The sequence below is a fragment of the Vicinamibacterales bacterium genome, assembly GCA_036504215.1.
Classification (GTDB): Bacteria; Acidobacteriota; Vicinamibacteria; order Vicinamibacterales; family Fen-181; genus FEN-299.
In genome coordinates this window covers 39692-62475 of record DASXVO010000039.1, presented here as the reverse complement: position 1 = coordinate 62475, position 22784 = coordinate 39692, and the positions used below count along the sequence as shown (strand labels likewise).

The 22784-nt window shown below is 65.9% G+C and carries 20 protein-coding genes; 10 read left to right on the top strand and 10 right to left on the bottom strand.

The window, feature by feature from the left end:
• Positions 1–122 precede the first annotated feature (122 nt).
• Positions 123–1757, bottom strand: a complete 1635-nt coding sequence (locus VGK32_11545; protein HEY3382395.1) for an amidohydrolase — start codon at positions 1755–1757, stop codon at positions 123–125.
• A gap of 87 nt (positions 1758–1844) precedes the next feature.
• On the opposite strand from VGK32_11545, the gene VGK32_11540 reads away from it, so the two are divergent.
• A complete protein-coding gene (locus VGK32_11540; GenBank protein HEY3382394.1) occupies positions 1845–2915 on the top strand; it encodes an alpha/beta fold hydrolase in 1071 nt (356 codons plus the stop codon).
• A gap of 68 nt (positions 2916–2983) precedes the next feature.
• Here VGK32_11540 and VGK32_11535 read toward each other — a convergent pair whose 3' ends face one another.
• Positions 2984–3334, bottom strand: coding sequence for a hypothetical protein (locus VGK32_11535; GenBank protein HEY3382393.1), 351 nt, complete (start codon positions 3332–3334; stop codon positions 2984–2986).
• A 187-nt stretch (positions 3335–3521) separates the two neighbouring features.
• Here VGK32_11535 and VGK32_11530 point away from each other — a divergent pair, with 187 nt between their 5' ends.
• From VGK32_11530 to VGK32_11510, 5 genes are all read left to right on the top strand, one after another.
• Positions 3522–4424 (top strand): SCO family protein, encoded by a 903-nt coding sequence (locus VGK32_11530; protein HEY3382392.1) that lies wholly within the window; start codon positions 3522–3524, stop codon positions 4422–4424.
• A gap of 169 nt (positions 4425–4593) precedes the next feature.
• Positions 4594–6189, top strand: coding sequence for a thiamine pyrophosphate-dependent enzyme (locus VGK32_11525; GenBank protein ID HEY3382391.1), 1596 nt, complete (start codon positions 4594–4596; stop codon positions 6187–6189).
• Positions 6190–6242: 53 nt separating this feature from the next.
• Entirely contained in the window at positions 6243–6815 is a 573-nt protein-coding gene (locus VGK32_11520; protein HEY3382390.1) for an indolepyruvate oxidoreductase subunit beta, read from the top strand.
• Positions 6812–9046, top strand: a complete 2235-nt coding sequence (locus VGK32_11515; protein HEY3382389.1) for an acetate--CoA ligase family protein — start codon at positions 6812–6814, stop codon at positions 9044–9046. The genes VGK32_11520 and VGK32_11515 overlap by 4 nt, the downstream gene beginning before the upstream one ends.
• Complete coding sequence (locus VGK32_11510; protein ID HEY3382388.1) at positions 9039–9689, top strand: hypothetical protein; 651 nt, start codon at positions 9039–9041, stop codon at positions 9687–9689. The genes VGK32_11515 and VGK32_11510 overlap by 8 nt, the downstream gene beginning before the upstream one ends.
• Positions 9690–9888: 199 nt before the next feature.
• Here the strand turns inward: VGK32_11510 and VGK32_11505 are convergent, their stop codons facing one another.
• Together VGK32_11505 and VGK32_11500 are read right to left on the bottom strand one after the other, a co-directional pair.
• The gene (locus VGK32_11505; GenBank protein ID HEY3382387.1) at positions 9889–10194 is read right to left on the bottom strand and encodes a hypothetical protein; all 306 of its coding nucleotides are present in this window, start codon (positions 10192–10194) and stop codon (positions 9889–9891) included.
• 6 nt (positions 10195–10200) lie between these two features.
• Positions 10201–10557: a hypothetical protein gene (locus VGK32_11500; protein ID HEY3382386.1), complete on the bottom strand. Its 357-nt coding sequence runs from the start codon at positions 10555–10557 to the stop codon at positions 10201–10203.
• A gap of 174 nt (positions 10558–10731) precedes the next feature.
• On the opposite strand from VGK32_11500, the gene VGK32_11495 reads away from it, so the two are divergent.
• Both VGK32_11495 and VGK32_11490 read left to right on the top strand, forming a co-directional pair.
• Entirely contained in the window at positions 10732–11631 is a 900-nt protein-coding gene (locus VGK32_11495; protein HEY3382385.1) for an SPFH domain-containing protein, read from the top strand.
• A 44-nt stretch (positions 11632–11675) separates the two neighbouring features.
• Positions 11676–11873 (top strand): hypothetical protein, encoded by a 198-nt coding sequence (locus VGK32_11490; GenBank protein ID HEY3382384.1) that lies wholly within the window; start codon positions 11676–11678, stop codon positions 11871–11873.
• Positions 11874–12160: 287 nt separating this feature from the next.
• On the opposite strand, the gene VGK32_11485 is transcribed toward VGK32_11490, so the two are convergent.
• From VGK32_11485 to VGK32_11470, 4 genes are all read right to left on the bottom strand, one after another.
• On the bottom strand, positions 12161–12385 hold the full coding sequence (locus VGK32_11485) for a hypothetical protein (GenBank protein HEY3382383.1): 225 nt from the start codon (positions 12383–12385) through the stop codon (positions 12161–12163).
• A gap of 63 nt (positions 12386–12448) precedes the next feature.
• Positions 12449–13003: a TlpA disulfide reductase family protein gene (locus tag VGK32_11480; GenBank protein HEY3382382.1), complete on the bottom strand. Its 555-nt coding sequence runs from the start codon at positions 13001–13003 to the stop codon at positions 12449–12451.
• A gap of 109 nt (positions 13004–13112) precedes the next feature.
• Positions 13113–13877, bottom strand: a complete 765-nt coding sequence (locus VGK32_11475; GenBank protein ID HEY3382381.1) for a zf-HC2 domain-containing protein — start codon at positions 13875–13877, stop codon at positions 13113–13115.
• A gap of 46 nt (positions 13878–13923) precedes the next feature.
• Positions 13924–14493 (bottom strand): sigma-70 family RNA polymerase sigma factor, encoded by a 570-nt coding sequence (locus VGK32_11470; protein ID HEY3382380.1) that lies wholly within the window; start codon positions 14491–14493, stop codon positions 13924–13926.
• 307 nt (positions 14494–14800) lie between these two features.
• On the opposite strand from VGK32_11470, the gene VGK32_11465 reads away from it, so the two are divergent.
• Both VGK32_11465 and VGK32_11460 read left to right on the top strand, forming a co-directional pair.
• On the top strand, positions 14801–17902 hold the full coding sequence (locus VGK32_11465) for a hypothetical protein (protein ID HEY3382379.1): 3102 nt from the start codon (positions 14801–14803) through the stop codon (positions 17900–17902).
• A 121-nt stretch (positions 17903–18023) separates the two neighbouring features.
• The gene (locus VGK32_11460; GenBank protein ID HEY3382378.1) at positions 18024–18257 is read left to right on the top strand and encodes a zf-HC2 domain-containing protein; all 234 of its coding nucleotides are present in this window, start codon (positions 18024–18026) and stop codon (positions 18255–18257) included.
• A 13-nt stretch (positions 18258–18270) separates the two neighbouring features.
• Here the strand turns inward: VGK32_11460 and VGK32_11455 are convergent, their stop codons facing one another.
• Positions 18271–21234, bottom strand: coding sequence for a PEP/pyruvate-binding domain-containing protein (locus VGK32_11455; GenBank protein HEY3382377.1), 2964 nt, complete (start codon positions 21232–21234; stop codon positions 18271–18273).
• 70 nt (positions 21235–21304) lie between these two features.
• Positions 21305–22696: an NADP-specific glutamate dehydrogenase gene (gdhA, locus tag VGK32_11450; protein HEY3382376.1), complete on the bottom strand. Its 1392-nt coding sequence runs from the start codon at positions 22694–22696 to the stop codon at positions 21305–21307.
• Positions 22697–22784 lie beyond the last annotated feature (88 nt).

Sequence of the window (22784 nt, the reverse complement as noted above, 5' to 3'; positions counted from 1 at the left end):
GGTGCCCAAGGTGCGGGGGGTGCTGAGGGTGCGGTGCTGAGGGTGCGGTGCTGAAGGTCCAGCACCTTCAGCACTGCACCTCGAGAACCCTCAGCACCGCTGGCACCCCCGGCACCCCTGCGTCACTGCTTCGTCTCGGCCGGCGGGTACGCAATGCCCAGCTGTTCGAGGTACGTCTTGTACTTTCCCGGCTCGTAGTAGAACTTCCGCATCTCGGGCCGAAGCTGCATCATCAGCTTCTCGTTCAGCCACGTGGCCGGCTTGTCCTTCTCGCCCGGGAACGGCTGGTACTTCACATCCTTGCTCTGGACGTTCTTGAAGTACTCCCACGCCTGCTGGACCAGCTCCGGCTTGACCAGCAGATCCATCGCCGTCATCGCCTCCACCTTCGCACCGGTGGTCACGCCCTTGTGGGCGACGGGCGTCGCCTCCGCGATCGCACTCGACCAGTGGTGGCCGGTCATGCCTGGAATGTTGCCCGGATACCGGAGCGTGACCGTCGGGACGGTCCACGACACGTCGCCGATGTCATCGGAGCCGCCGCCGCGGTTGTCCTCGAGCTTGACCGGGCCTTCGAGCTTCCCGACTTCCTTCAGGAGCCCCTGGTCCTTCACCTTCATCGCCCGCTGCACGATCTTCGCGAACGCCTGGTCCGCCTCGCTCCAAGGGGGCATCCCGACCTTCTGGATGTTCGCGTACATCGTCTCGGCCACCGTCTTGTTCATGTGCTGCGGCCACGCCGACCCGAGCAGCCGCGACGTCACCGTGGTGCCCGTCATCATCGCCGCGCCTTCGGCCATCGTGTTGCCGAGGCTCCACATGTCCTTGATGTGCGGGTAGTCGATCTCACGGAAGTAGTACCACACGCTCGCCGTCGGTGGCACGACGTTGGGCTGGCCGCCGCCGTCGGTGATCACGTAGTGCGAGCGCTGCGACAAGCGCAGGTGCTCGCGGCGGAAGTTCCAGCCGACATCCATCAACTCGACGGCATCGAGCGCGCTGCGCCCCTGCCAGGGCGCGCCGCCGGCGTGCGCACTCTGCCCGGTGAACGAGTACTCGACCGACACGAGGCCCGTGCCACTCGAATCACCCCAGCTCACACCGAAGTTCGACGAGATGTGCGAGAAGAGGCAGATGTCCACGTCCTTGAACACTCCGGCCTTCACGTACTGCGCCTTGCCGCCGACGAGTTCCTCGGCGATGCCCGGCCAGACCACGATCGTCCCCGGGATCTTCTCGCGCTCCATGACCTTCTTCAGCGCGAGCGCCGCCGTGATGCTCAACGGGATGCCCGTGTTGTGGCCCTCGCCGTGGCCCGGCGCGCCCTCGATGAACGGTTCGTGGCGCGGAATGCCAGGCTTCTGGGACGTCCCGAGCAGACCGTCCACGTCGGAGCCGAGCGCGATCACCGGCTTGCCCGACCCCCACCGCGCGGTCCACCCGGTCGGCATCCCTGCCACGTTCTCGTCGACCGCGAACCCGTTCGACTTCAGGATGCCGGCGCAGTACTTCTTCGTCTCGAACTCCTGGAAGCCCACTTCCCCGAAGCTGAAGATCGAATCGACCATCTGCTGGGTGAGATCCTTCAGCCCGTCGATCTCCGTCGCGAGGTCGCGTTTCAATACCTCGAGCCGCGCATCGACGGGCGCGACGACGGACGCCTTGCCCTTCACGGGCTTCTGCGGCGGCGCGGCAAACAGCACACCGCTCAACCCGATGATCAGTAGCATCATCAGCAACACACGACTGGCGCGCATGGAAACTCCTTGTGGAGGGGCGCGCGTAGTGTAGATCAGGGGAACGCGGAATGAGGAGGGAAGAATAGATCCGGTACACTGAAAGCGATGGCGTTCGATGACTACGTCCCGCCGCCGTGGCTGGCTGGCGGGCACCGGATGACGATATTCACGTGGGGACGCCCCCGGCGGTTCCCCGGGCTCCCCGATGCGGATGTGCGCCTGTTCGACGTGGCGCCCGATGCGCGCGTGCTCGCCAAGTGTCACTGGCAGCCATCGCCGACAGATCATCCGACGCTCGTGCTCCTGCACGGTCTCGAGGGATCAGCCGATGCGCACTACATGCGGGGCATGGCGGAGAAGGCGTTCTCGGGCGGGTTCAACGTGGTCCGCCTCAACCAGCGCAACTGCGGCGGGACGGATCACCTCTCGGTCGGCGTCTACAACTCGGGGCTCACCGCCGACCCGGCCGCGGTCATCCGCGAACTGATCGCACGCGATCGACTCTCCGCCATTGTCGTCGCCGGCTACTCGCTCGGCGGCAACATCACGCTCAAGCTCGCCGGAGAACACGGCGAGGACGGTCCACCCGAGGTGAAGGCGTTTGCCGCGGTGTCGCCCACGCTCGATCTGGCCGCGTGCATCGACGCCCTCGAGCGCCGGGCCAATCGGCTCTACGAGCTGAATTTCCTGGTGTCCCTGAAGCGCCGGATGCGTCGAAAGGCGCGGCTCTACCCCGCGATCTACTCCACCGCACCGCTTTGCGGCATCCGGACGGTCCGCCAGTTCGACGATGCCTACACGGCCCCGATGAGCGGCTACCGGGATGCGGCCGACTATTACCACCGGGCCAGTTCGCTGCGCGTGATCGACAAGGTCCGCGTCCCGACCCTGATCCTCACGGCGGCCGACGATCCGTTCATCCCGGTCGGACCATTCCAGACCCCGGTCGTCACCGGGAATCCCGCGATCACCCTCGTCATCACTCCCCACGGCGGCCACTGTGGCTTCATCGCCGCCCGCGCCGACGGCAGGTCCGCCGACGGGTACTGGGCCGAAGCCCAAGTCGTGCGCTTCGCACGCCAGCACGCATCGGCGTCGTCTGTCCTGGAAACTGCGGCGAGAATGCGGTCAGGAGAAATTCAGGAGGCCGCCGAGAAAGCAAACCACCAGCGTTGAGGGCGGGAGCACACAGTGAGACCGGGGCGGCCGAAAGAGTGGACCTTCCGGCCGCCGGATGTGACCTCTTACCAGCGCGGTTCGCGACCGCGGCCGTAGTCGCCGCCGCTGTCGCCGTAATCCGAGCGTCCGGCACCGGCATAGGCGCGTCCGCCGCCGCCACCACCGGGGGTCTTCGGCCGAGCTTCGTTCACGACCAGCGCGCGGCCTTCAAGGGCGTGCTGGTGAAACTGCGCAACCGCCTTCTGGGCGTCTTCGTCGGCTACCATCTCGACGAAGCCAAAGCCACGCGCTCTTCCCGTGACGCTGTCGCGCATTACCTGAACGTTGTCCACTCCGCCAGCCTGGCTGAACAGTGCCCGTAGATCTTCGTCCGTCGTCTTGTACGGAAGGTTGCCGACGTACAGTCTCCGACCCATGCTTCGAGTCACTCCTGCGAAAGTAGTCCGCGCGAAATCATAAGCATCGACGAGAGGGCCCGCGCGCTCGGGACACACGCTCGGGAAAGCTCACTCGGCCGACGTGGCGACGCACAGGCGAACGAGCGGCTTCCACTATGGCTGCGAGAGTATACCAGAACTTCCGTGTCAAGCCAGCCATAAAGCCATGCGAAAATGGAACATGCGCTGCACCTACCCGTCCCGTCCGGTCACGTGGCTCCTGGCATTCAGCGTCATCCTCGGACTGCTGCCAGCCCTGCCTGGCTGCAGCCGCCGGCCGCCAGCTCGGCATTATCCTCTGGCGGGACAAGTACTTGCGGTCCGCCCAGACGGAACGGAGATTACGATAAGCCACCACGACATCAAGGGCTTCATGCCCGCGATGACGATGCCCTTCAAGGTCAAGGAAGCGGCTGCGACCAAAGTACTTGCGCCGGGCGACGAGGTGAAGGCCACGCTCTGCGTGACCGACGATGAGGCGTGGTTGGAGCAGATAGAGAAGACCGGCCACGCGCCACTGCCCGAGCGGCGGACCGTCGAGCTGCCTGCCGTCGAGTTGCTGAAACCGGGCGACGAGGTGCCCGACCAGACGCTGTTGGACCAGGATGGCCGCGCCTTCCGGCTGTCGTCGCTGCGGGGCTCCGCGATCCTGCTGACGTTCATCTACACCCGGTGTCCGATTCCGGATTTCTGCCCGCGCATGGATGCCTGGTTCAGCGCCGTGCAGAAGGCCGTCAAGGAGGGTCGAATTCCAGGGAAAGTCCATTTGCTGTCGATCTCGTTCGATCCCGAGTTCGACACGCCTGCCGTGCTGAAGGCCCACGCCGCCCTGCGCGGCGCCGACCCGACCGTCTGGACCTATGCGGCGGGGCTGCGGCAAAGCTTCGATCCGTGGGCTGCCCGGCTCGGCCTGAGTGTGATCCGCGACGCGACCGACCCGAGCGACATCACGCACAACCTCCGGACGGTGATCATCGACCGCCACGGCCGGCTCGTCCAGATTCGCGACGGAAACGGGTGGGTGCCCGGCCAGGTCATCGCGGCACTTGCCTCCGTGAACGCTTCGTAGAAGAATGTCTGGCTGTCTGCCGGCCGCCGCGGCAGGCATGCTGAGTCCTGAGCCATCGCAATCGCTCTGGTCCCACCACTCGCGTACAACCCAGGAGCCGGGGCCGGGATCGACGACGAGGACGCGCGAGGGGTGTCCGAACGGGCGATCCATGGCCTGATGAGGATCTATGACCGACATGGTGCTGCTTGGCGACGAGGCTGTGGCGCTCGGCGCCGTCCACGCCGGCCTGACTGCCGCCTACGCATATCCCGGCACGCCTTCCACGGAAATCCTCGAGTACCTCGTGCGGTACGAGAAGGCGCATGGCGCGCCCAAGGCCGCCTGGTGCACGAACGAGAAGACCGCCTACGAGGCCGCGCTCGGCGTGTCGTTTGCGGGCCGCCGCACGATGACCTCGATGAAGCACGTCGGCCTCAATGTGGCCGCGGACCCGTTCATGAACTCCGCGATCGTGTCGATCAACGGGGGACTCGTCGTGGTGGTGGCCGACGATCCGGGCATGCACAGCTCGCAGAACGAGCAGGACACCCGTTACTACGCCGACTTCGCGCGCATCGTCTGCCTCGAGCCGGCGAACCAGCAGGAAGCCTACGAGATGACCCGCGAGGCGTTCGACCTGTCGGAACGCTTCCATATCCCGGTGCTCATCCGCATCGTGACGCGGCTGGCCCATAGCCGTGCCGTCGTGCGTGTCCGCGATGCGCGCCCGCAACAGCCCGTCCGCAAGGCTTCCGAGCCGTCGTCGTGGATCCTCCTGCCGGCCAACGCCCGAAAGCAGTGGCACGACCTGCTCGCGCGCCAGCCGACGTTCCTCGAATGGTCCGAGGCCTCCCCGTTCAACCACCTGCGGTTGAACGAGGACCGTCGGGATCTCGGCGTGATCACCACCGGGATCGGCCGCAACTACTACCTGGAGAACCTGGACGAGCTCGGCTTTCAGCCCTCGCACCTGCACATCGGCGCCTACCCGGCGCCGGTGGAGCTCGTTCGCCGGCTGGTGGGGCACGTGGGCCGCGTGCTCGTGCTGGAGGAGGGCTATCCGTTCGTCGAACGGATGCTGCGAGGGATCGTGTCGCCCGACCTGGAGATCCTCGGGAAGGAGTCGGGACACGTGCCGCCCGATGGCGAGCTGACACCTGACATCGTGCGGCGTTCGCTCGGCTTGAAGGCACGCAAGGGCCTCGACGCGCCGGACATCACGCTGCCCAACAGACCGCCGCAGTTGTGCGTGGGCTGCCCGCACGCCGATTCGTTCGACGCGATCAAGCTGGCGCTGGCGGGCTTCGCGACGCCGGTGGTCACGTCCGACATCGGCTGCTATACGCTCGGCGCGCTGCCGCCGTACTCGGCGGTCGAATCGTGCGTCTGCATGGGCGCGTCGGTCGGCATGGCCAAAGGCGCGTCCGATGCAGGGCTCAGGCCGGCGGTCGCGCTCATCGGCGACAGCACTTTCCTTCACTCGGGCGTCACGCCGCTGATGGATGCGGTGGCGGCCGACACGGACATGACGCTCATCATCCTCGACAACGAGACCACCGCGATGACGGGCGGTCAGCCGACGATCCTGCCGCCCACGCGGATCGAGAAGCTGGTGCTGGGCCTCGGCGTGGCCCCGGCGCACTGCCACGTGATCACGGCCCACCATCGGCACACCGAGGCCAACCGCGAGATCATGCGCAAGGAAATCGAGCACACGGGCCTGTCCGTGATCATCGCCGTCCGCGAGTGCATCGAGACGCTGAAGTCGAAGAAGAAGGCGTAGAGCCCAGAGCCTGGAGCCTGGAGCCTGGAGTCCAGAGCCTGAAGAGGTCACCAGTGAAATACGACATCATCCTTGCCGGCGTCGGAGGACAGGGTGTGCTCTCGGTCTCGGCCATCATCGCGTCGAGCGCGATGAAGGAAGGGCTGTTCGTGAAGCAGTCCGAGGTCCACGGCATGTCACAGCGCGGCGGCGCCGTGCTCGCGAACCTGCGGCTCGCCGACGCGCCGATTGCCAGCGACCTGATCCCGCTCGGATCCGCGTCGATGATCCTGAGCATGGAACCGCTCGAGAGCCTGCGGTACCTGAAGTACCTGTCGACCGACGGCGCGGTGATCACGTCCACCAACCCGATGGTCAACATCCCGGACTACCCGGACCTCGAGGAGCTGCTGGGGCATATTCGGGCGCTGCCGCACGCCCGGCTGGTGGACGGCGAGAAGCTCGCGCGGGCCGCCGGCTCGGCGCGCGCCACCAACATGGTCATGGTCGGCGCCGCCTCGCATCACCTGCCAGTGAAGGTCGAAACGCTCGAGCACTACATCCAGACCGTGTTCGCCGCGAAGGGCGAGAAGATCGTCGAGACGAACCTCGAGGCGTTTCGGTCGGGGCGGGAGGCGGCGGCATGACGATCGACTCCGGGCGGATTGCACAGGTCATCGCCTCGGCACGCCCGCGCAGCGTCCTCCTCGAGACCGAGGGGCTGGAACTGCTGCAGGCGATTGGCATCGGCGCGCCGGCGCACGTGTTCGTCGCGAATGCGGAGCAGGCGGCGCAGGCCGACACGACGGCGCTCGCTGGCGATCGTGTCGTCATCAAGGTCATCTCGCCGGAGATTCTGCACAAGAGCGATGTGGGCGGCGTGAAGATCGTGGAGCACCGGCGCGACGCAATCGCCGCGACGATCCGCGACATGGAGGCGCGCCTGGGCGGCCCGCACGTCGTCGGATTCACGATCAACCAGTTTGCCAGATACGACACCTCGCTCGGCAACGAGTTGATCCTCGGGCTCCGGTGGACGGATGACTTCGGCCCGGTCGTCACGCTCGGCGCAGGCGGGATCTATACCGAGTTCCTGGCGGAGAACTTCAAGCCCGGACGCGAGATCGGCATCTTCTCCCCCACCGTCACGCACGATGACGAGATTCGCGAAGCCATCGCGCGGCTGGCCGTCGGACGCCTGGCGACCGGGCGGCTGAGGGGCCAGGCGCCGCGCATCGCCGTGGCCCCCATCGTCGACGCGGTCCGGCGGTTCACGGCGCTCGCCAGCGCGTTCGCGCCCGAGGAGATCGTCGAGTGCGAGATCAACCCGCTCGTCATCAGCGACGGCCGGTTGACGGCGCTCGACATCCTCGTGAAGCTCGGCACCGGGCAGGTGCCCGCACAGCCGTCTCGGCCGCTCGGCAAGCTGAAACACCTGCTCGAGCCCCGCTCGGCGGCCATCATCGGCGTGAGCGAGAAGCTGAACCCCGGTCACATCATCCTGAACAACCTGATCCGCGAGGGGTTTCCACGCGACCGGATCGTCGTCGTGAAGCCTGGCAGCGCCGACATCGAAGGTTGCCGATGCGTGCCGGACATCGTGTCGATCCCCGGCACGGTGGATCTGTTCATCCTGGCCGTCTCCGCCGCGCAGACGCCACAGGCGATCACCGACATCGTCGAGGGGCAGAAGGCCGAGAGCATCATCGTGATTCCGGGCGGCCTCGAAGAGAAGTCCGGCACCGAGGCCATTGTCGGACGCATGCGCGAGTCACTGGCGTCGGCGCGCGCCAGCACGTGGCAGGGACCGCTCATCAACGGCGGCAACTGTCTCGGTGTTCGGTCGCTGCCCGGCCACTACGACACGATGTTCATTCCGGAGTACAAGCTGCCGGTGCCCTCGGGCGAGGTCTCGCCGGTCGCCTTCGTGTCGCAGAGCGGCGCGTTCGCCGTGGCCCGCATGAGCAAGCTCGGGATGCTGAACCCGAAATACGCCATCACGTGCGGGAACCAGATGGACCTGACGGTTGGCGACTACCTGACCTACCTGAAGGACGACCCGAGTCTCGAGGTGTTCGCCGTCTACATCGAGGGGTTCGCGAAGCTGGATGGGCTGACCTTCCTGCGGGCGGCGAGGGAGATCACCGCGAGCGGGCGCAGCGTGATCCTGTACCGCGCCGGTCGCACCGCGGCAGGCGCCAAGGCCTCGGCCAGCCACACGGCGTCCATCGCCGGCGACTACACGGTGACGCGGGAACTGGCCCGGGCGGCCGGCGTCGTCGTCGCGGAGTCCATCGGGGACTTCGAGGAACTCGTCCGACTGTTCACGTTCCTCCGCGGCAAGCGCGCCGATGGAACCCGTCTCGGCGCCATCTCGAACGCGGGGTTCGAGTGCGTGGCGATCGCCGACACGCTCGGCCGGTTCGAACTGCCGACCTTCGACGCGGCCACCTCGGCGCGGCTCGAGGCCATCTATCGCGAAGCCAGAATCGACTCGGTCGTCGACGTCCACAATCCGATCGACCTGACGCCGATGACCGGCGATGCCGCCTACGAACACGTCGTGCGTGCGGTGATGGAAGCCGACAACGTCGACGTCGGCATCGTTGGCTGCGTGCCGCTGACCTCGGCGCTCAACAGCCTGCCCGCCGGCGACGGCCACCGCGACGACCTCACCAAGCCGGACGCGATTGGGCCGCGGCTCGTGCGGCTGAAGCGGGAATTGTCGAAGGCGTGGGTGGCGGTGATCGATGCCGGCGCCCTCTACGATCCGCTCGCCGCGCTGCTCGAGCGCCACGGCGTCCCGACGTTCCGTGCCGCCGACACCGCCCTGCGCCTGTTCAACGTCTTCGTGGCGGCGCGACAGGGACGTGGCTGAGTTCTCTTCGTCCGAACGTGCCCTGGTGCGGCGCCTGCCGACGCCGGACCGGGTCCAGTGCTATCTCAACTCGCTGCCGTACAACACCGAGCCCCCGCCCGGGGGCCCGACATTGAGGAGCTTCAGGCAGGTGGTGCGGCTCGGCACGGCGCACTGTCTCGAGGCCGCGCTGGCGGCAGCCGTCATTCTCGAGGCGCACGGCTACCCGCCGCTCGTCCTCAGCTTCGAGTCGATCGACGAGCTGGATCACGTGCTGTTCGTGTATCGACGCCAGGGCCGGTGGGGCTCAGTCGGACGGTCGCGCGATCCGGGCCTGCACGGGCGCAAGCCGGTGTTCCGGACGGCGCGGGCGCTGGCGCGAAGCTACGAGGAACCGTACGTCGATTTCACGGGGCGGATCACCGGTTACGCCGTCGTGGATCTGCGAGTCCTGGGCGACTACGACTGGCGGCTCTCGGAGAAGAACGTCTGGAAGATCGAGCGGTTGCTGCTCGAGTACCCGCACCGTCCCATCCGGTCGTCCGACGCGCGGATCGACCGGCTTCGACGCCGCTATTTCGCGTTCAGACGTGAGAACCCGGGTCGCAAGCCCGTTGACTACCGCGGCCGGGAACACTGGACGGACCTGGCGGAGGGGGGATGAGGGGGGGTACAGGTGCTGCGGGTGCTGGACGTGCTACGGGTGCTGAAGGTGCGGTGCTGAAGGTGCTGAAGGTGCTGGCGACGCTTGGTGCTGAAGGTGCGGTGCCTGAGGTGCGGCACCCCCGGCCCCTTCAGCACCCCCGGCACCGCACCTTCAGCACCTATGGCACCCGAGGCACCTTCAGCACCCGATTCCCGTCTCAGTCCAGCTCGAACCCCCGCTTCGGTGGCGGGCCGACGGGGCCCTCGCGGGCCTGCCGCAAGGCTTCCTCGAACCGCTTGGAGAGCGCGTCACCTCGCGTCTTCTCCGCCTCGACCGACTGCAGGAACACCGCCTCGCGGCGGGCTTTCTCTTCAGCGAGAATCTGCTGCGCGGCATCCAGATCGGGTTTGTCCTCTCGCTCGGGTTCACTGTGCGAGATGACCCGGCCGAGGTTCGTGTCGAACACCAGAACAGCGCTGCAGCACGGGCAGGTCACTTCCAGTTCGGACTCGAGCTTGGCCATGCTTGGTTACCTCCGTCGTCCCTTGCCCCACGTGAGACGCACCGGCGTGCCCGCGCCGTCGCGAGCCGTCACCTCGACGCCGAACGCCGACTGCCGCTTGGTGTCGAAGCGCTGACCGAAGCCGGCCACGAACACGGTGATCGGCACATCGAGCCGCTGCCCCGCCGCCAGTTCCCGGACCTGCACCCTGTAGTGGTCGTTCAGCCAGACGTCGACCTCCGTCCACCGGCCGGCCGTGCGGTTGAAGACCGTGACGCGGTCGGCCGCAACCACAATCGACTCCGGTTCCTCGCCGCGACAGGCCACGACCATCGTGACCACCAGGAGGGCCAGCGCGGCCCACGCAAGCGTACGCGTCTTCATCGCCGACACTATAGCAGCTTCGCAACCCACCTCACACCGCACCCGGCACCGCGTTCGGCGCTCGGCACCTGGCGCCTCCCCGCGCACCGAGCGCGTCGCACGTGGTGCTCAGCAGTTGACATGATGATTTCAATATGATATCATTTTAATAGCACCACCAAGGAGGGTGCCACGATGACGCTCGACAATTCGACCATCATCCGGGAGAAACAAACGGCCGCGCTCTCGGGCGGGCTCGTCCTTGCGATTCTGCTGCCCCTGCTCGTGCTGCTGGCCGGCCTCATCGTCGTCGAAGCCAGACGCGGCCCTGACGTCGTTGCCTGGCACATCATCGCCTACGCCCTCCTGGCCGCTGCAGGTGGCGTGTGCCTGGGCGGGCTGTTCGTCGTCAACCCGAACGAGGCGCAGGTTCTCCAACTGTTCGGCCGCTATATCGGCACGGTCAAGGTGCCGGGGCTCCGCTGGGCGAGCCCGTTCTACACGAAGAAACGGATCTCGCAGCGCGTGCGTAACTTCGAGAGCCAGCGGTTGAAGGTGAACGACATCGAGGGCAACCCCATCGAAATTGCGGCGGTCGTCGTCTGGCGAGTCGTCGAGACCGCGGAAGCGAGCTTCGAGGTGGACAACTACGAGAACTTCGTGCACGTGCAGAGCGAGGCGGCGCTCCGCAACCTGGCCACCAGCTATCCGTACGATGCGCACGACGACAAGATCACCTCGCTTCGCGGCCAGACAGTTGCGGTCGCCGAACACTTGAAGACCGAGATTCAGGACCGTCTGGCGAAGGCCGGTGTGGAGGTGATCGAGGCGCGGATCAGCCACCTGGCGTACGCGGCGGAGATTGCCGCGGCGATGCTGCAGAGACAGCAGGCGGGGGCGATCATTGCGGCACGTCAGCGCATCGTGGAGGGCGCCGTGGGCATGGTCGAGATGGCGCTCGAGCGGATGTCGGGGAAGGCACTGCTTCAACTCGACGAGGAGCGGCGAGCGACGATGGTGAGCAACCTGCTGATCGTGTTGTGCGGCGAACGCGCGGCGCAGCCGGTCATCAACGCCGGAACCTTGTATCAATAGCCGCCGCCAGCGTGGCGGCGTTCACCTGGCGGCAGAGAATCAACGTGGCCGAGCGCAAACCGTTTCTGCTTCGTCTCGATCCGGCCCTGTTCGACGCGCTCCAGCGATGGGCGAACGACGAGGTGCGGAGCCTGAACGGACAGATCGAGTTCCTGCTGATGAAGGCGCTGCGGGACGGCGGGCGGGCAAAGTCCCTGCGTCCGCCCGGCTCCTCGTCCCGCGGCGGCGGAAACACCGTGTGAGACCCCTGCCGGCACGTCACCACCTCGGTAGCCGGAGACCCGTCGTCGCCGGAGCCAGGCCATCTTCATGCCGCCCCGATCGTGCCGCCCGGAGGGTGTGGAAGACCTCAGAACCGAGGAGCGGCGGCCGCCGCCGTCGTGATGACGGCCGTGTCGAGTCTCGTCGGAGCCGTGGTCGCACTGGGCGTGGTGATCGCGTTGCTTACAGTTCTACTTGGCTTCGTGCTGGCCAGGAGAATCGGCCGGCGGGGCGGGGCGTAGCGCGAGGCAGGAGACTCTCGGACGAATCAGCCTTCTTCCTCGAACTCTCCCTCTTCGGCGGGAAGTAACCGCGTCGGCGCGCGCAGCGCCTCGCGGTGATCGAACAACGGCAGATCGCGAACGTGGAGCGGCGACACGCACCCGGGCGCTTTTCCTTCGACGACGATCGTGACCGGACTGCCTTCGACGCCTTCACGGAAGCCAATCAGGCAACCACAGGCGAGCCGGGCGTGCGTGAACCCCTTCAACATGACTGACTACCTCTCCGCACGCGGCCAACGCGTGACCGCGCGTGTCCTACAGGAGAGATCATACTACAGCAGCGCCTTGATCTCGCTCTCGAACTGCTCCCTGCTGACCGGGCCGAGATGCTTCACGCAGATCTTCCCGTCGCGCCCGATGATGACGGTCACGGGTACCGCGAAGATCGGCCCGTACGCGTTCTGAATGTCCTCGCGATCGAGTCCGACGAGCAGCGGATAGTTGATCTTGAACTGCTGTGCGAAGGGCGGCAGCTTGTCCGGGGTGTCGTCCACCGACACGCCAATCGCCTGGAACCCCTTGCTCTTGTACTTCTCCTGCAAGGCCACGAACCACGGGATTTCCATCTTGCAGGGCGGACACCAAGTCGCCCAGAAGTTGAGCAGAACGACCTTGCCCTTGAAATCGCTCAGCTTCACATCCTTGCCGTTCATGTCCTTGAGCGTGAAGGCCAAGTTCGCCGGCGTCGCGCTGACCGAGCAGCCGCCGCCCGCCGCTTCCGCGGACGTCCCGTCCGAGAACCACTCGATCATCCGCTCGGGCAGCGGCGTCAGCAACGCGAGCACCAGCACGCCGAGCGCCGCAACCACGACCCATCGCATCTTCATCGGAACCTCATCTCAAACGGGCGGGATGTGAGCCTCGCGGGGGGCCGACGAATTGCGCCCCTTCCGCCAGCCGTTCAACTCCATGGATTCGGAAAGCCACCGATCGGTGTCAGTATCGCGCCGATTCGAAGTACTTGGCAATCGGCTGGATGTCGGGGGCCGTTTCGCTGGCCACCAGCACGAAGGTCGTTGCGCCGCGCGACCACATGCGCGCGACGTGGCCGGCGATCGACATCTGAGCGTCCCCCCGAGCCGTCTGGGACATCATGAACAGCGAGAGCGGTCTGCCGCCGTGTCGATAGAGGACGTGCGCCACGCTCCCGTCGGTCGAGTAGCATCGGCGGGCACCGAGCAGAGTCAGCCGTTCTCGCGCGAGGCTGCCGGGCACCGGCAACCGCCAACCGTAGTCGGCCTGCAGCTGCGCCGCAACGGATTGCGAACTGGCGGCCGGTGTCGACGGTTCGAACAGCGCGAAGCACTTGAGATGGTCGAGCGTCAACTCGGCCACCACGATGGCGGGCGAATGGGTGATGGCCCCGTAGACCAGGACGCTGCAAAGAGCGAGCACGACGAGGCTGGCGCCGGCCAGGCTGAGGCCTCGCCAGCCGAGGAACCACGCCCCGGCAGATGCCGACACCTCCGGCTGCCGCAGCGCGAGTCCGGCACATCGCGCCCGGAGGGCCGGCGGCGCCGGGGCCACGAGCTGGCGCGCCCGCACGTGCAACACGCGGCGCACGGTTGATTCGGCTGACGCCCGCCGTGCGCACGCCGCGCACGCCGCCAGGTGCGCCTCCACGGCCGCCCGATCGGCCGGGGCCGCTTCCTCATCGAGGTACGGCGTCAGCAGCCGCTCCGTGTCCTGACAAGTCGCCATCTCAGCTTCCAACGACAGGCCGCGTCGTACGGGCATCGTGCCGCGTCTACTGTTCACGCGGCGCGGGACTCAGACGGTCGTACAGCATCCGGCGTCCCCGCGAAATGCGCGACATCACGGTGCCGATCGGGACATTCAGCATCCCGGCGATCTCCGCGTATGTGAACTCCTCGACATCGCGCAACCAGACCGCCTGGCGAAACGCTGCCGGCAGCGCGTCGAGCGCCCGGCGCAGGTCCAGATCGAGCGTGTCGCGCAACAGGAGTTGCTCGGGAGTTTCGGCCTGCCCGGCGAGCATCGCGGTCACCGTACGTTCTATCTCGTCGGGCTCGACCGCAACCGGTTCCTTTCCCGCGCGCCGAAGCCGGTTGAGAAACGTATTGTGCAGGATGGTGAACAGCCAAGCCCTCAGATTGGTGCCGGGTTCGAACTGGTCCACCGCGCGAAACGCCTTGAGATAGGTGTCCTGCACCAGATCCTCGGCATCGGCTGGGTTGGCGGTCAACCGGATTGCCGTGCCATACAGGCCGTCCAGGCACGCGAGTGCCTCCCGCTCGAAGGCAGACGCGGTTCCGCCATCAGCCGGCCCCGCTCGACGACCTCGCGTGAACACCATCGTCTTGCCGGGCCTGGTTTGTAGAACCCCACCGTTGCCCGGATTATTCCCCCCCGAGATTCTTTCATACGACGGCCCGGCTGCAAAGGCGGGCTGTCACCTGCGAGGCACGAACGGCGAAAACGATTGGGGACAGAGGACATCGAGACAGGCCGAAAATGGAATGCCGCGTCTGGTATCAGTCTTGCTCCACCGCCTTCGGGACCGATCCATCCGGTTGCAGCGCGTTGGTTGTGAACAGTAAGATTCGCCCATGGGCTTCCCATCGGTCCTCGGTACCCGAAATCCGTTGAACGAGGTGACCGCTATGCGTACGCGCACCAAGGGTGCGTTTTCGGCGATGCTCGTCGCCTGCGCCCTGACTCTGGCCCTCCCTGGCGCCGTCGGCGTGACGAGCGCACAGACGCCTTTCGTCCCCTACTACGGCAAGAACCTGGTTCACTACGGCAACTTCGATTGGCACATCTACGCGACCGACCACTTCGAGATCTACTACTACAGCGAGGTGGCGACGCACCTCGAACGCGTGGCCGGCTACGCCGAGAGCGGGTACCAGCAGGTCAGCGCCGACCTGAAACACGACCTGGCGTTCAAGGTGCCGCTGATCCTGTTCAAGACGCACGTGGAGTTCGAGCAGCAGAACGTCATCCCGGGCGCCGCCCAGGAAGGCGTGGCCGCGTTCGCCGAACCGACGCGCAACCGCATGCTGCTGCCGCTCGACGAGCCGCCCGATCTGCTCTACCGGACGATCACCCACGAACTGACGCACATCTTCGAGTTCGACATCATTCCGCAGTCGCTGATCCGCCGCGAGGCCCCGCTATGGATCAACGAGGGCCTGTCGGACTACGAGACCGGATTCTGGGCGCCGCTCGACCTGGCCACCGTCCGCGACGCCGCGGTCGCGGACATCGTGCCGAAGATGAGCAAACTCGAGGGATACGGCAACTTCTCCAACCCGCGCCTCATCTACAACCTCGGACACGCGGCGTTCGAGTTCATGGAGTCGCGCTGGGGCAAGGAAGGCATCCGCCAGTTCCTGTTCTCTCTCCGCAAGAGCGTAATCGGTGGCGGTGACAGCGCGTACGACGAGGCCTTCAAGCTGAAGGCCGAGGATTTCGACCTGCAATTCGAGAAGTACCTGAAGGATCGTTTCAAGCCGTTCCGCGACAAGGAACGGCCCGCGGACTACGGCCGCGACCTCGCGCCCAACCCCGAGAAGACACGGTACGTCAGCGCGCTGTCGGCCGAGCCGTCTCCGTCCGGCGATCTCATCGCCATCTTCACCGGCAACCGCAAGGACCGCGAGTACGACATCATCCTCATCTCGTCGAAGGACGGTCAGGTCGTGCGCAACCTGACGCCCGGCTTCGACCAGGATCGGGGCTTCGACTCGATCTCGATCCCGGGCACGCGATGGAACACGGTCCCGTGGATGGGCTGGGCCCCAGGTGGCGACCGCCTCGCCTACGTCGTCCGCATGGGCAAGGAAAAGGGACTCATCGTCGAGGATGTCGTCTCGCGAAAGACCGTGCAGCGGATCCCGCTGAGCGTGGACGAGCCCGAGTCGCCGTGCTTCTCGCCCGACGGACGCTCTATCGTCTTCTCGGGCCTTCGAAACGCGAAGAGCGACATTTTCAGCGTGAATCTCGGCGACGGCGCGATCACGAACATCACTGCCGACCAGTTCTACAACTACGCGCCGACCTTCTCGCCCGACGGCAAGTACCTCGTGTACCTGGCGCGCGTCAGCGGCAACGAGAAACTCTTCCGCTTCGACCTGGACACCAAGAAGAAGACGCAACTCACCTTCGGCACGCACGACGACGCCGCCGCGCGGTTCCTCGACGCCGAGACGCTCGTCTTCGCGTCGACCGCGATCGATCCGACCCAGTCGGTCGACCCGGAGGTGGCGCGCAACGGCAACATCTACAATCTGTGGACGCTGAACCTGAAGAACGGCGAGTTGAAGCAGTTCACCGACTCACTCGGCGGCAACACGTCGCCGGTCATCCTCAAGGAGGGAAAGAACTCGAAGGTCGCGTTCATCACCTACTACAAGGGTGAGTACGGCCTCCACGCGATGGATCTGACCAAGCCCCTCAAGACGGCGACGACGGCGGACTTCGGCGCGCCCGGGCCCATCATCGACTTCCAGGCGCCCCTCAGCCACACGCTGGTCGCGCAGAACCAGAAGAAGAAGGGCAAGTTCGAGAAGATGTTCATGGAAGGGCGGCCGCCGATCGCGGTGGGCGTCACCAGCAATTGGGACGTGTTCGGCGGGACGGAACTCGCGCTGAGCGACGTGCTCGGTGACCACCGGTTCACGTTCACCGTGGGAGCGATCCAGCAGTACACGACGTTTGCCGGATCGTACCAGGACGTCTCTCACCGCCTCCAGTGGGCTGTCCAGGGCTTCCAGCAGAAGCAGTTCTTCTACGGCAACAGCGCGTACTACGACCCTGTGTACACGCAGTTCCTGAGCCGCAGCGATGCGACCGCCACGCGGACGATGCGCGGCGGCACCGTGTTTGGCATCTACCCGCTCGACACCTATCGACGCGTCGAATTGTCGGGCGGACTGGTCTACTACAGCGAGGAGTTCAACGATCCCGCGCTGCAGGACTACTCGAACCAGTACCAGCAGTCGCTCTATGGCCGGACGCTCCTCAATAACGGGACGACGATGCCGCTCGGTGTGCGGTTCGTCCAGGAAACGACGGTCTTCCGGGAGTACGGGCCCCTGGCGGGCAACACCCTCTCTCTCTCGTACGATGTCTCGCCGAAGATTGGCAGCCTCCTGTCACGCCAGACGGTGGATGCAGACCTGCGGTACTACCAGCGTCTGGCAACCAACGGCGTGCTTGCGCTGCGGTTCCGAGGGTTCAAGAGCTGGGGCGACTATCCCGACTACACCTACTTCGGCGGAAACTCCGACATGCGGGGGTACGACTACCTCGAGTTCATCGGACACAACGCGTTGTACGCGAACGCCGAACTGCGGTTCCCGATCATCGAGGCCATGCTCACGCCGGTTGGCGTGATGGGCGGCGTGCGCGGGACGTTCTTCTTCGACATCGGCGGCGGCTGGTACAACGGCACGCCGTTCAAGTTCGCGACGTCGCAGCCGGAGACCTTCACGCCGCTCACGGGCTCGGCTCAGGACGCGCAGGGCAATCTCATACCTGTCTACGGCGACGCGCGCACGGTCAGCGGGTTCCGCCTGCGCGACGGCCGGGCCTCGTATGGCGTCGGCGTCGAGACCTTCATGCTGGGCTTCCCGATCCACTTCGACTGGTCGTGGCGGACGTTGTTCAACAAGAACTGGGAGAACGCGCTCTTCGGCGACAGCGCCGCCGCCAGCTGGCGCAAGCCACGCTTCGCGTTCTGGATCGGGTACGACTGGTAGCCAGCCGCTCGGCGGCCGCGGCGGGAGTCGAGGAACGGGGGACGAGGGACGGAGAACGGGTCGAAGATGCCGTTTTCGGTTCTCCGTTCCCCGTTTTCCGTTTTCCGTCTACTCTGTCCTCATGCCCTCCTGCCCTGAGATCCTCGCGCTGCTGGCCGACTTCCTGGAAGGGCGCCTGCCCGAGCGGGAGCGTCGGAGCCTCGAGCGCCATCTGAGCGACTGCCCGGGCTGCGAGGCGGCCCTGTCCACCTATCGCGCCACGGTCGGCCTTCTCCACTCGCTTCGAGAGGAGGACTTGCCCCGGGAGTTGCGGCTCCGACTGCGCGCCTATCTCGACAAGACCGCCCACAACTGAGCCGACGCCGCGTCTACGCCGGCTTCAGAATGGCGCCTTCGTTCGTCTTGCCGTTCATCTTCACGACCAGTGGCGTCCCGAAGCGGAGGTGACGGACGCACGACGCCTCGGCAACCGCCGGCTGCGCTGCCAGCCAATCCCAGTCCACGAATCCGTCACCGGCATCCGGGTTCACCGTGAAGTACCCCACGTTCGACGAGGTGAGGTTCTGGAAGAAGTGCGTGCCCTGAGACGGCGTGACGGTGAAGTCGCGGAAGCCGGCCTCGACGATGGCACGCGCGCCGGCGATTTGATCCCAGGCCACGGGAATCCCCAGGAACGGCTCGCTCGATCCCCATCGTCCGACACCGACCAGCACGTACGGCACGTTGTCCGCCAGCAACTGGCGGTTGAACCGCGCGACATCGAACGCCACGTCCTGACTGCGCTCGCGTTCGAACCGATGGAAGTCGACGACGACAATATCCCGGATGGTATCGAGCCGACCATTGCCCATCACCGACCGACTGTGACAGATGGCCGCGGCGCGGTCCTCGTCGGTTATGGCCAGTTCCGCTGCCTCGCGCGACAAGGCCAGCGGCCGAAGTTGGAGGAACGCGAATTCCGCGGGCTCACCGGGTCTCAGCGGGAAGGTCACCGCGAATTCGACCTCGACGGCCGAGCTGGTGCCCGCCTCACCGATCTCCAGCATGCGCGTCAGGATTTCCGGGAGCGGGAAGAACCCGTGCTTGAGGATCGGCGCGAAGCTGATGAGTCGAACGCCCGGACGCGAGGTGCCGTCGTAGATGGCGTCATTCTCGCTCGAGTAGGTCGAGGCGAGCATCGCCAGCGTGCCGTCGGCTTCGGCGATGTCGAGCCCGAAGCGTGTGAGCTCGCCGCCGCGCGGCCCATCGCCCTCCCCGGGTTCGCCGAGCTGGAGCGCGTAGAACTGCCGCTGGGAATTCCTGAGCGCCAGCTTGACCGACGAGAACTGCAGGAGGTGGTGCGGGTAGCGCGGACAGAACCGCAGGCAGGCTTCTCCGTCCACCACCGTCATCCCGAGGCCGAGCGCCACGGCGGCCACGCCGTCGGCCGCCCCGAGCGGGGGCACCGGGTAGAAGTTGTGCGACCGGGCCACGCCGGCGAAGTCCGGATAGAAGCGCGGGCCGTGCGGGGTGCCCACGAGCTTCTGCAGGATCACCGCCATCTTCTCTTCCTCGAGCCTGTACGGTGTCGCACTCAGGTACCGCTTCGCGTGCTGCGAGAAGGTGGACGCAAACACGCGCCGAATCGCGTCCTGGAGCTGTCCGAGCCTCACCCGCGGATCCGCATCGTCGTTGGCCAGCATGAATGTCGAGTAGATCCCGGCAAAGGGCTGGTACTGCGAATCCTCCAGCAGACTCGACGAACGCACGGCCAGCGGGTACCGGATCAGATCGAGGAACGCGTCGAGATTCACGACGATGTCATCGGGCAGCGGCGCATCCAGGAACCGGCTCAGAACTTCATCATCGTCGTCGCAGCCGATCGCGAAGCCGCGCAGCCCGTTCTCGTCGAGGAACCGATCGAAGACGTCGGTCGCGACCACGACCGAGGGGGGCACGGTCACCCGCGCGTCGGGGAAGCTGTCGCGGACGGCGTATTGATCGAGCAGCATGTTCACGAACGCCAGGCCGCGAGCCTTCCCGCCGAGCGAGCCGCCGCCGATCCGCGTGAACCGGCTTCGACGGTCGAAGGTATGGCGATCGAAGTCGGCAATCACGGAGCGCTCCCGCTGTTCGCGGTACCGCTCGATCGAGTCGATCAAATCGCGGCGCAGCGCTTCATCGTCGGGAAAATCGGACACCTTGCGCGGGCGCATGTGGTGCGCGACGGCGAACTCGGTGCGCGCCTTCAGCCATTTCGAGAAGTGGTTGCGCTCGGAGTGGTAGGCGATGCTCTCCCCTGGCACCGTGTGGAGCAGCTCCTCCAGCGACCGCAGATCGGTCGCGCGGCCCACCTCGTCGCCGTCCGGCAGCCGAAAGACGAAGTCGCCGAACCCGAAGTTCTCCACCATGAACTGGCGCAACTCGTGGAGCAGCACCGGCGAATCCTTGAGGACGAACGCCGCACCCACCGACTCGGCGACCAGCCTGTTCTCCGGAATGCTGGACTGGAGCATGACCGGCACGTCGGGATGCACGGCGCGCACCTGGCGCGCGAATTCGGCGCCGGCCTCGGGCGACACCGCACCGTTCATCGGGAATTCGATGTCGGAGATGACGCCGAGCACGTTTTCCTGGTACCGGGAGAACGCATCCCATGCCTCCTCGAACGTCCCGCAGAGGAGGATCTTCGGCCTCGCCTGGATTCGCATCAGCCGATGCGAGAGGTTCACGCCCTCCGGCGCGAGTTGCTGCGACTGGTGCATCAGTTCCGCGTAGATCACCGGCAGGAACGACGAGTAGTACCGGACGTTGTCCTCGATGACGATGATCACCTGCACGCCCATCAGGGCGGCGTCGCGCGCGACGTTGCGGCGGTCCTCGATGTCCTTGACGATGGCGAGCAGTATCGTCGTGTCGCCCTGCCAGAGGTAGACGCGCTCGAGGTCGCGGGCGTCGTGGCGCGCAAGGAAGAGCGACAGCTCGCGGCTGTCGTAGGCGAGCAGCACGACCGGAATGTCGAGCCCGGCCGCCCGCACGCGCCGCGCCAGCGTGAGCGCGTCCATGTCACCGACGTGCATGGACGAGATGATCAGGTTGAAGCGGCCGGCGGCCGCGAGTTCCAGCGCCTCGACGCCTGACGACACGCGCGTGATCCCCGGGCTGTGACGGAAGCTCAGGTCGAGAAACTCTCCGAGAATCACCTCGCCGAGCTGTCCGTCCTCCGCGAGGATGAACGAGTCGTACACGCTGCTGACGAGCAGGATGTTCTCGATGCGATGCTGGGCGAGATCCTGGAAGCCGCGAAAACGGCCGAAGGCGAGCGCGCCGGTCTCTGGTGCGATTTCGGCCATGACGGGTGTGAGGGAACGAAAAGGCGGTGGCGCGGGAGAGGGGCCCCGCGCCACCGGACATGCAGGTATTCTAGACCAACCCCTGGTCCATCATCGCATCGGCCACCTTGAGGAAGCCCGCGATGTTGGCGCCGTTCACGTAATTGCCCGGGCAGTTGAACTCCTTCGCGGTCTCGTAGGCGGCCTTGTGGATCGCAATCATGATCCCGTGGAGCCGCTGATCCACCTCTTCACGAGTCCAGCTGAGGCGCAGGCTGTTCTGCGACATCTCGAGACCGGAGGTCGCCACGCCGCCTGCGTTCGCCGCCTTGCCAGGCCCGTAGAGGATCTTGGCCTGCAGGAACGCGTTCACGCCGTCGAGGTTCGTCGGCATGTTCGCGCCCTCGGCAACGACGTAGACGCCGTTGCTGATGAGGTGCATGGCATCCTTGCCGTTGATCTCGTTCTGCGTGGCGCTCGGGAACGCGCAGTGCGCCGTGTGGTTCCAGAGCGGGTTGTAGTCGAGCTTCGGGTCGACGGGCGTGTAGACGACGCCCTTGAACTTGTCGGCGTACTCCTTGATGCGGCCACGGCGAACGTTCTTGAGCTCCATCGCAAACGCCAGCTTCTCGGCGTCGATGCCCTGCTCGTCGTAGATGTAGCCGCCCGAATCCGACAAGGTGACCGCCCGGCCACCGAGCTGGGTGATCTTCTGGACGGCGTACTGGGCGACGTTGCCGCTGCCGGACACCAGGCAGGTCTTCCCTTCGAGCGTCTCGCCACGAGTCTTCAGCATCTCGGCGGCGAAGTAGACGGCGCCGTAGCCAGTCGCTTCCGGACGAATCAGCGAGCCGCCCCAGTTCAGGCCCTTGCCCGTCAGGACGCCCGTGAACTCGTTGCGCAGTCTCTTGTACTGGCCGAACAGGAAGCCGATCTCCCGGCCGCCCACGCCGATGTCGCCGGCGGGTACGTCCGTGTTCGGACCGATGTGGCGGAACAGCTCGGTCATGAAGCTCTGGCAGAACTTCATCACTTCGTTGTCGCTCTTTCCCTTCGGGTCGAAGTCCGACCCGCCCTTGCCGCCGCCCATGGGCAGCGTGGTCAGCGAGTTCTTGAAGACCTGTTCGAAGGCGAGGAACTTGAGGATGCCGAGGTTGACCGAGGGGTGGAGACGGAGACCGCCCTTGTAGGGGCCGATCGCGCTATTCATCTCGATGCGGAAGCCACGGTTCACCTGCACGTTCCCCTGATCGTCCAGCCAGGGCACCCGGAACATGAGGACCCGCTCGGGCTCCACAATCCGTTCGACGATCTTCGCTTTCCGGTACTCCGGCCGACGCTGCAGCGCGAGGTCGAGCGATTCCAGAACCTCGGTCACCGCCTGGTGGAACTCAGGCTCTGCCGGGTTCTTCGCTTTGACTTCAGCCAGAACATCCTTGGTGTAACCGGACAGCTTGTGTTCCCCTTCTTTCGCGACCACCATGACGAGTCCTCCTTGGAGATTGACAACCGCAACGACCAACGACCCAGGGGCACCAGCGACAGGCTCAATGGCACTGTCAGTTGAGGTT

Coding starts and splice junctions, on each gene's coding strand:
- VGK32_11545 (HEY3382395.1), bottom strand. CDS start 1,757: ATGCGCGCCAGTCGTGTGTTGCTGATGATGCTACTGATCATCGGGTTG.
- VGK32_11540 (HEY3382394.1), top strand. CDS start 1,845: ATGGCGTTCGATGACTACGTCCCGCCGCCGTGGCTGGCTGGCGGGCAC.
- VGK32_11535 (HEY3382393.1), bottom strand. CDS start 3,334: ATGGGTCGGAGACTGTACGTCGGCAACCTTCCGTACAAGACGACGGAC.
- VGK32_11530 (HEY3382392.1), top strand. CDS start 3,522: ATGCGAAAATGGAACATGCGCTGCACCTACCCGTCCCGTCCGGTCACG.
- VGK32_11525 (HEY3382391.1), top strand. CDS start 4,594: ATGACCGACATGGTGCTGCTTGGCGACGAGGCTGTGGCGCTCGGCGCC.
- VGK32_11515 (HEY3382389.1), top strand. CDS start 6,812: ATGACGATCGACTCCGGGCGGATTGCACAGGTCATCGCCTCGGCACGC.
- VGK32_11505 (HEY3382387.1), bottom strand. CDS start 10,194: ATGGCCAAGCTCGAGTCCGAACTGGAAGTGACCTGCCCGTGCTGCAGC.
- VGK32_11500 (HEY3382386.1), bottom strand. CDS start 10,557: ATGAAGACGCGTACGCTTGCGTGGGCCGCGCTGGCCCTCCTGGTGGTC.
- VGK32_11495 (HEY3382385.1), top strand. CDS start 10,732: ATGACGCTCGACAATTCGACCATCATCCGGGAGAAACAAACGGCCGCG.
- VGK32_11485 (HEY3382383.1), bottom strand. CDS start 12,385: ATGTTGAAGGGGTTCACGCACGCCCGGCTCGCCTGTGGTTGCCTGATT.
- VGK32_11480 (HEY3382382.1), bottom strand. CDS start 13,003: ATGAAGATGCGATGGGTCGTGGTTGCGGCGCTCGGCGTGCTGGTGCTC.
- VGK32_11475 (HEY3382381.1), bottom strand. CDS start 13,877: ATGGCGACTTGTCAGGACACGGAGCGGCTGCTGACGCCGTACCTCGAT.
- VGK32_11470 (HEY3382380.1), bottom strand. CDS start 14,493: ATGGTGTTCACGCGAGGTCGTCGAGCGGGGCCGGCTGATGGCGGAACC.
- VGK32_11465 (HEY3382379.1), top strand. CDS start 14,801: ATGCGTACGCGCACCAAGGGTGCGTTTTCGGCGATGCTCGTCGCCTGC.
- VGK32_11460 (HEY3382378.1), top strand. CDS start 18,024: ATGCCCTCCTGCCCTGAGATCCTCGCGCTGCTGGCCGACTTCCTGGAA.
- VGK32_11455 (HEY3382377.1), bottom strand. CDS start 21,234: ATGGCCGAAATCGCACCAGAGACCGGCGCGCTCGCCTTCGGCCGTTTT.
- gdhA (HEY3382376.1), bottom strand. CDS start 22,696: ATGGTGGTCGCGAAAGAAGGGGAACACAAGCTGTCCGGTTACACCAAG.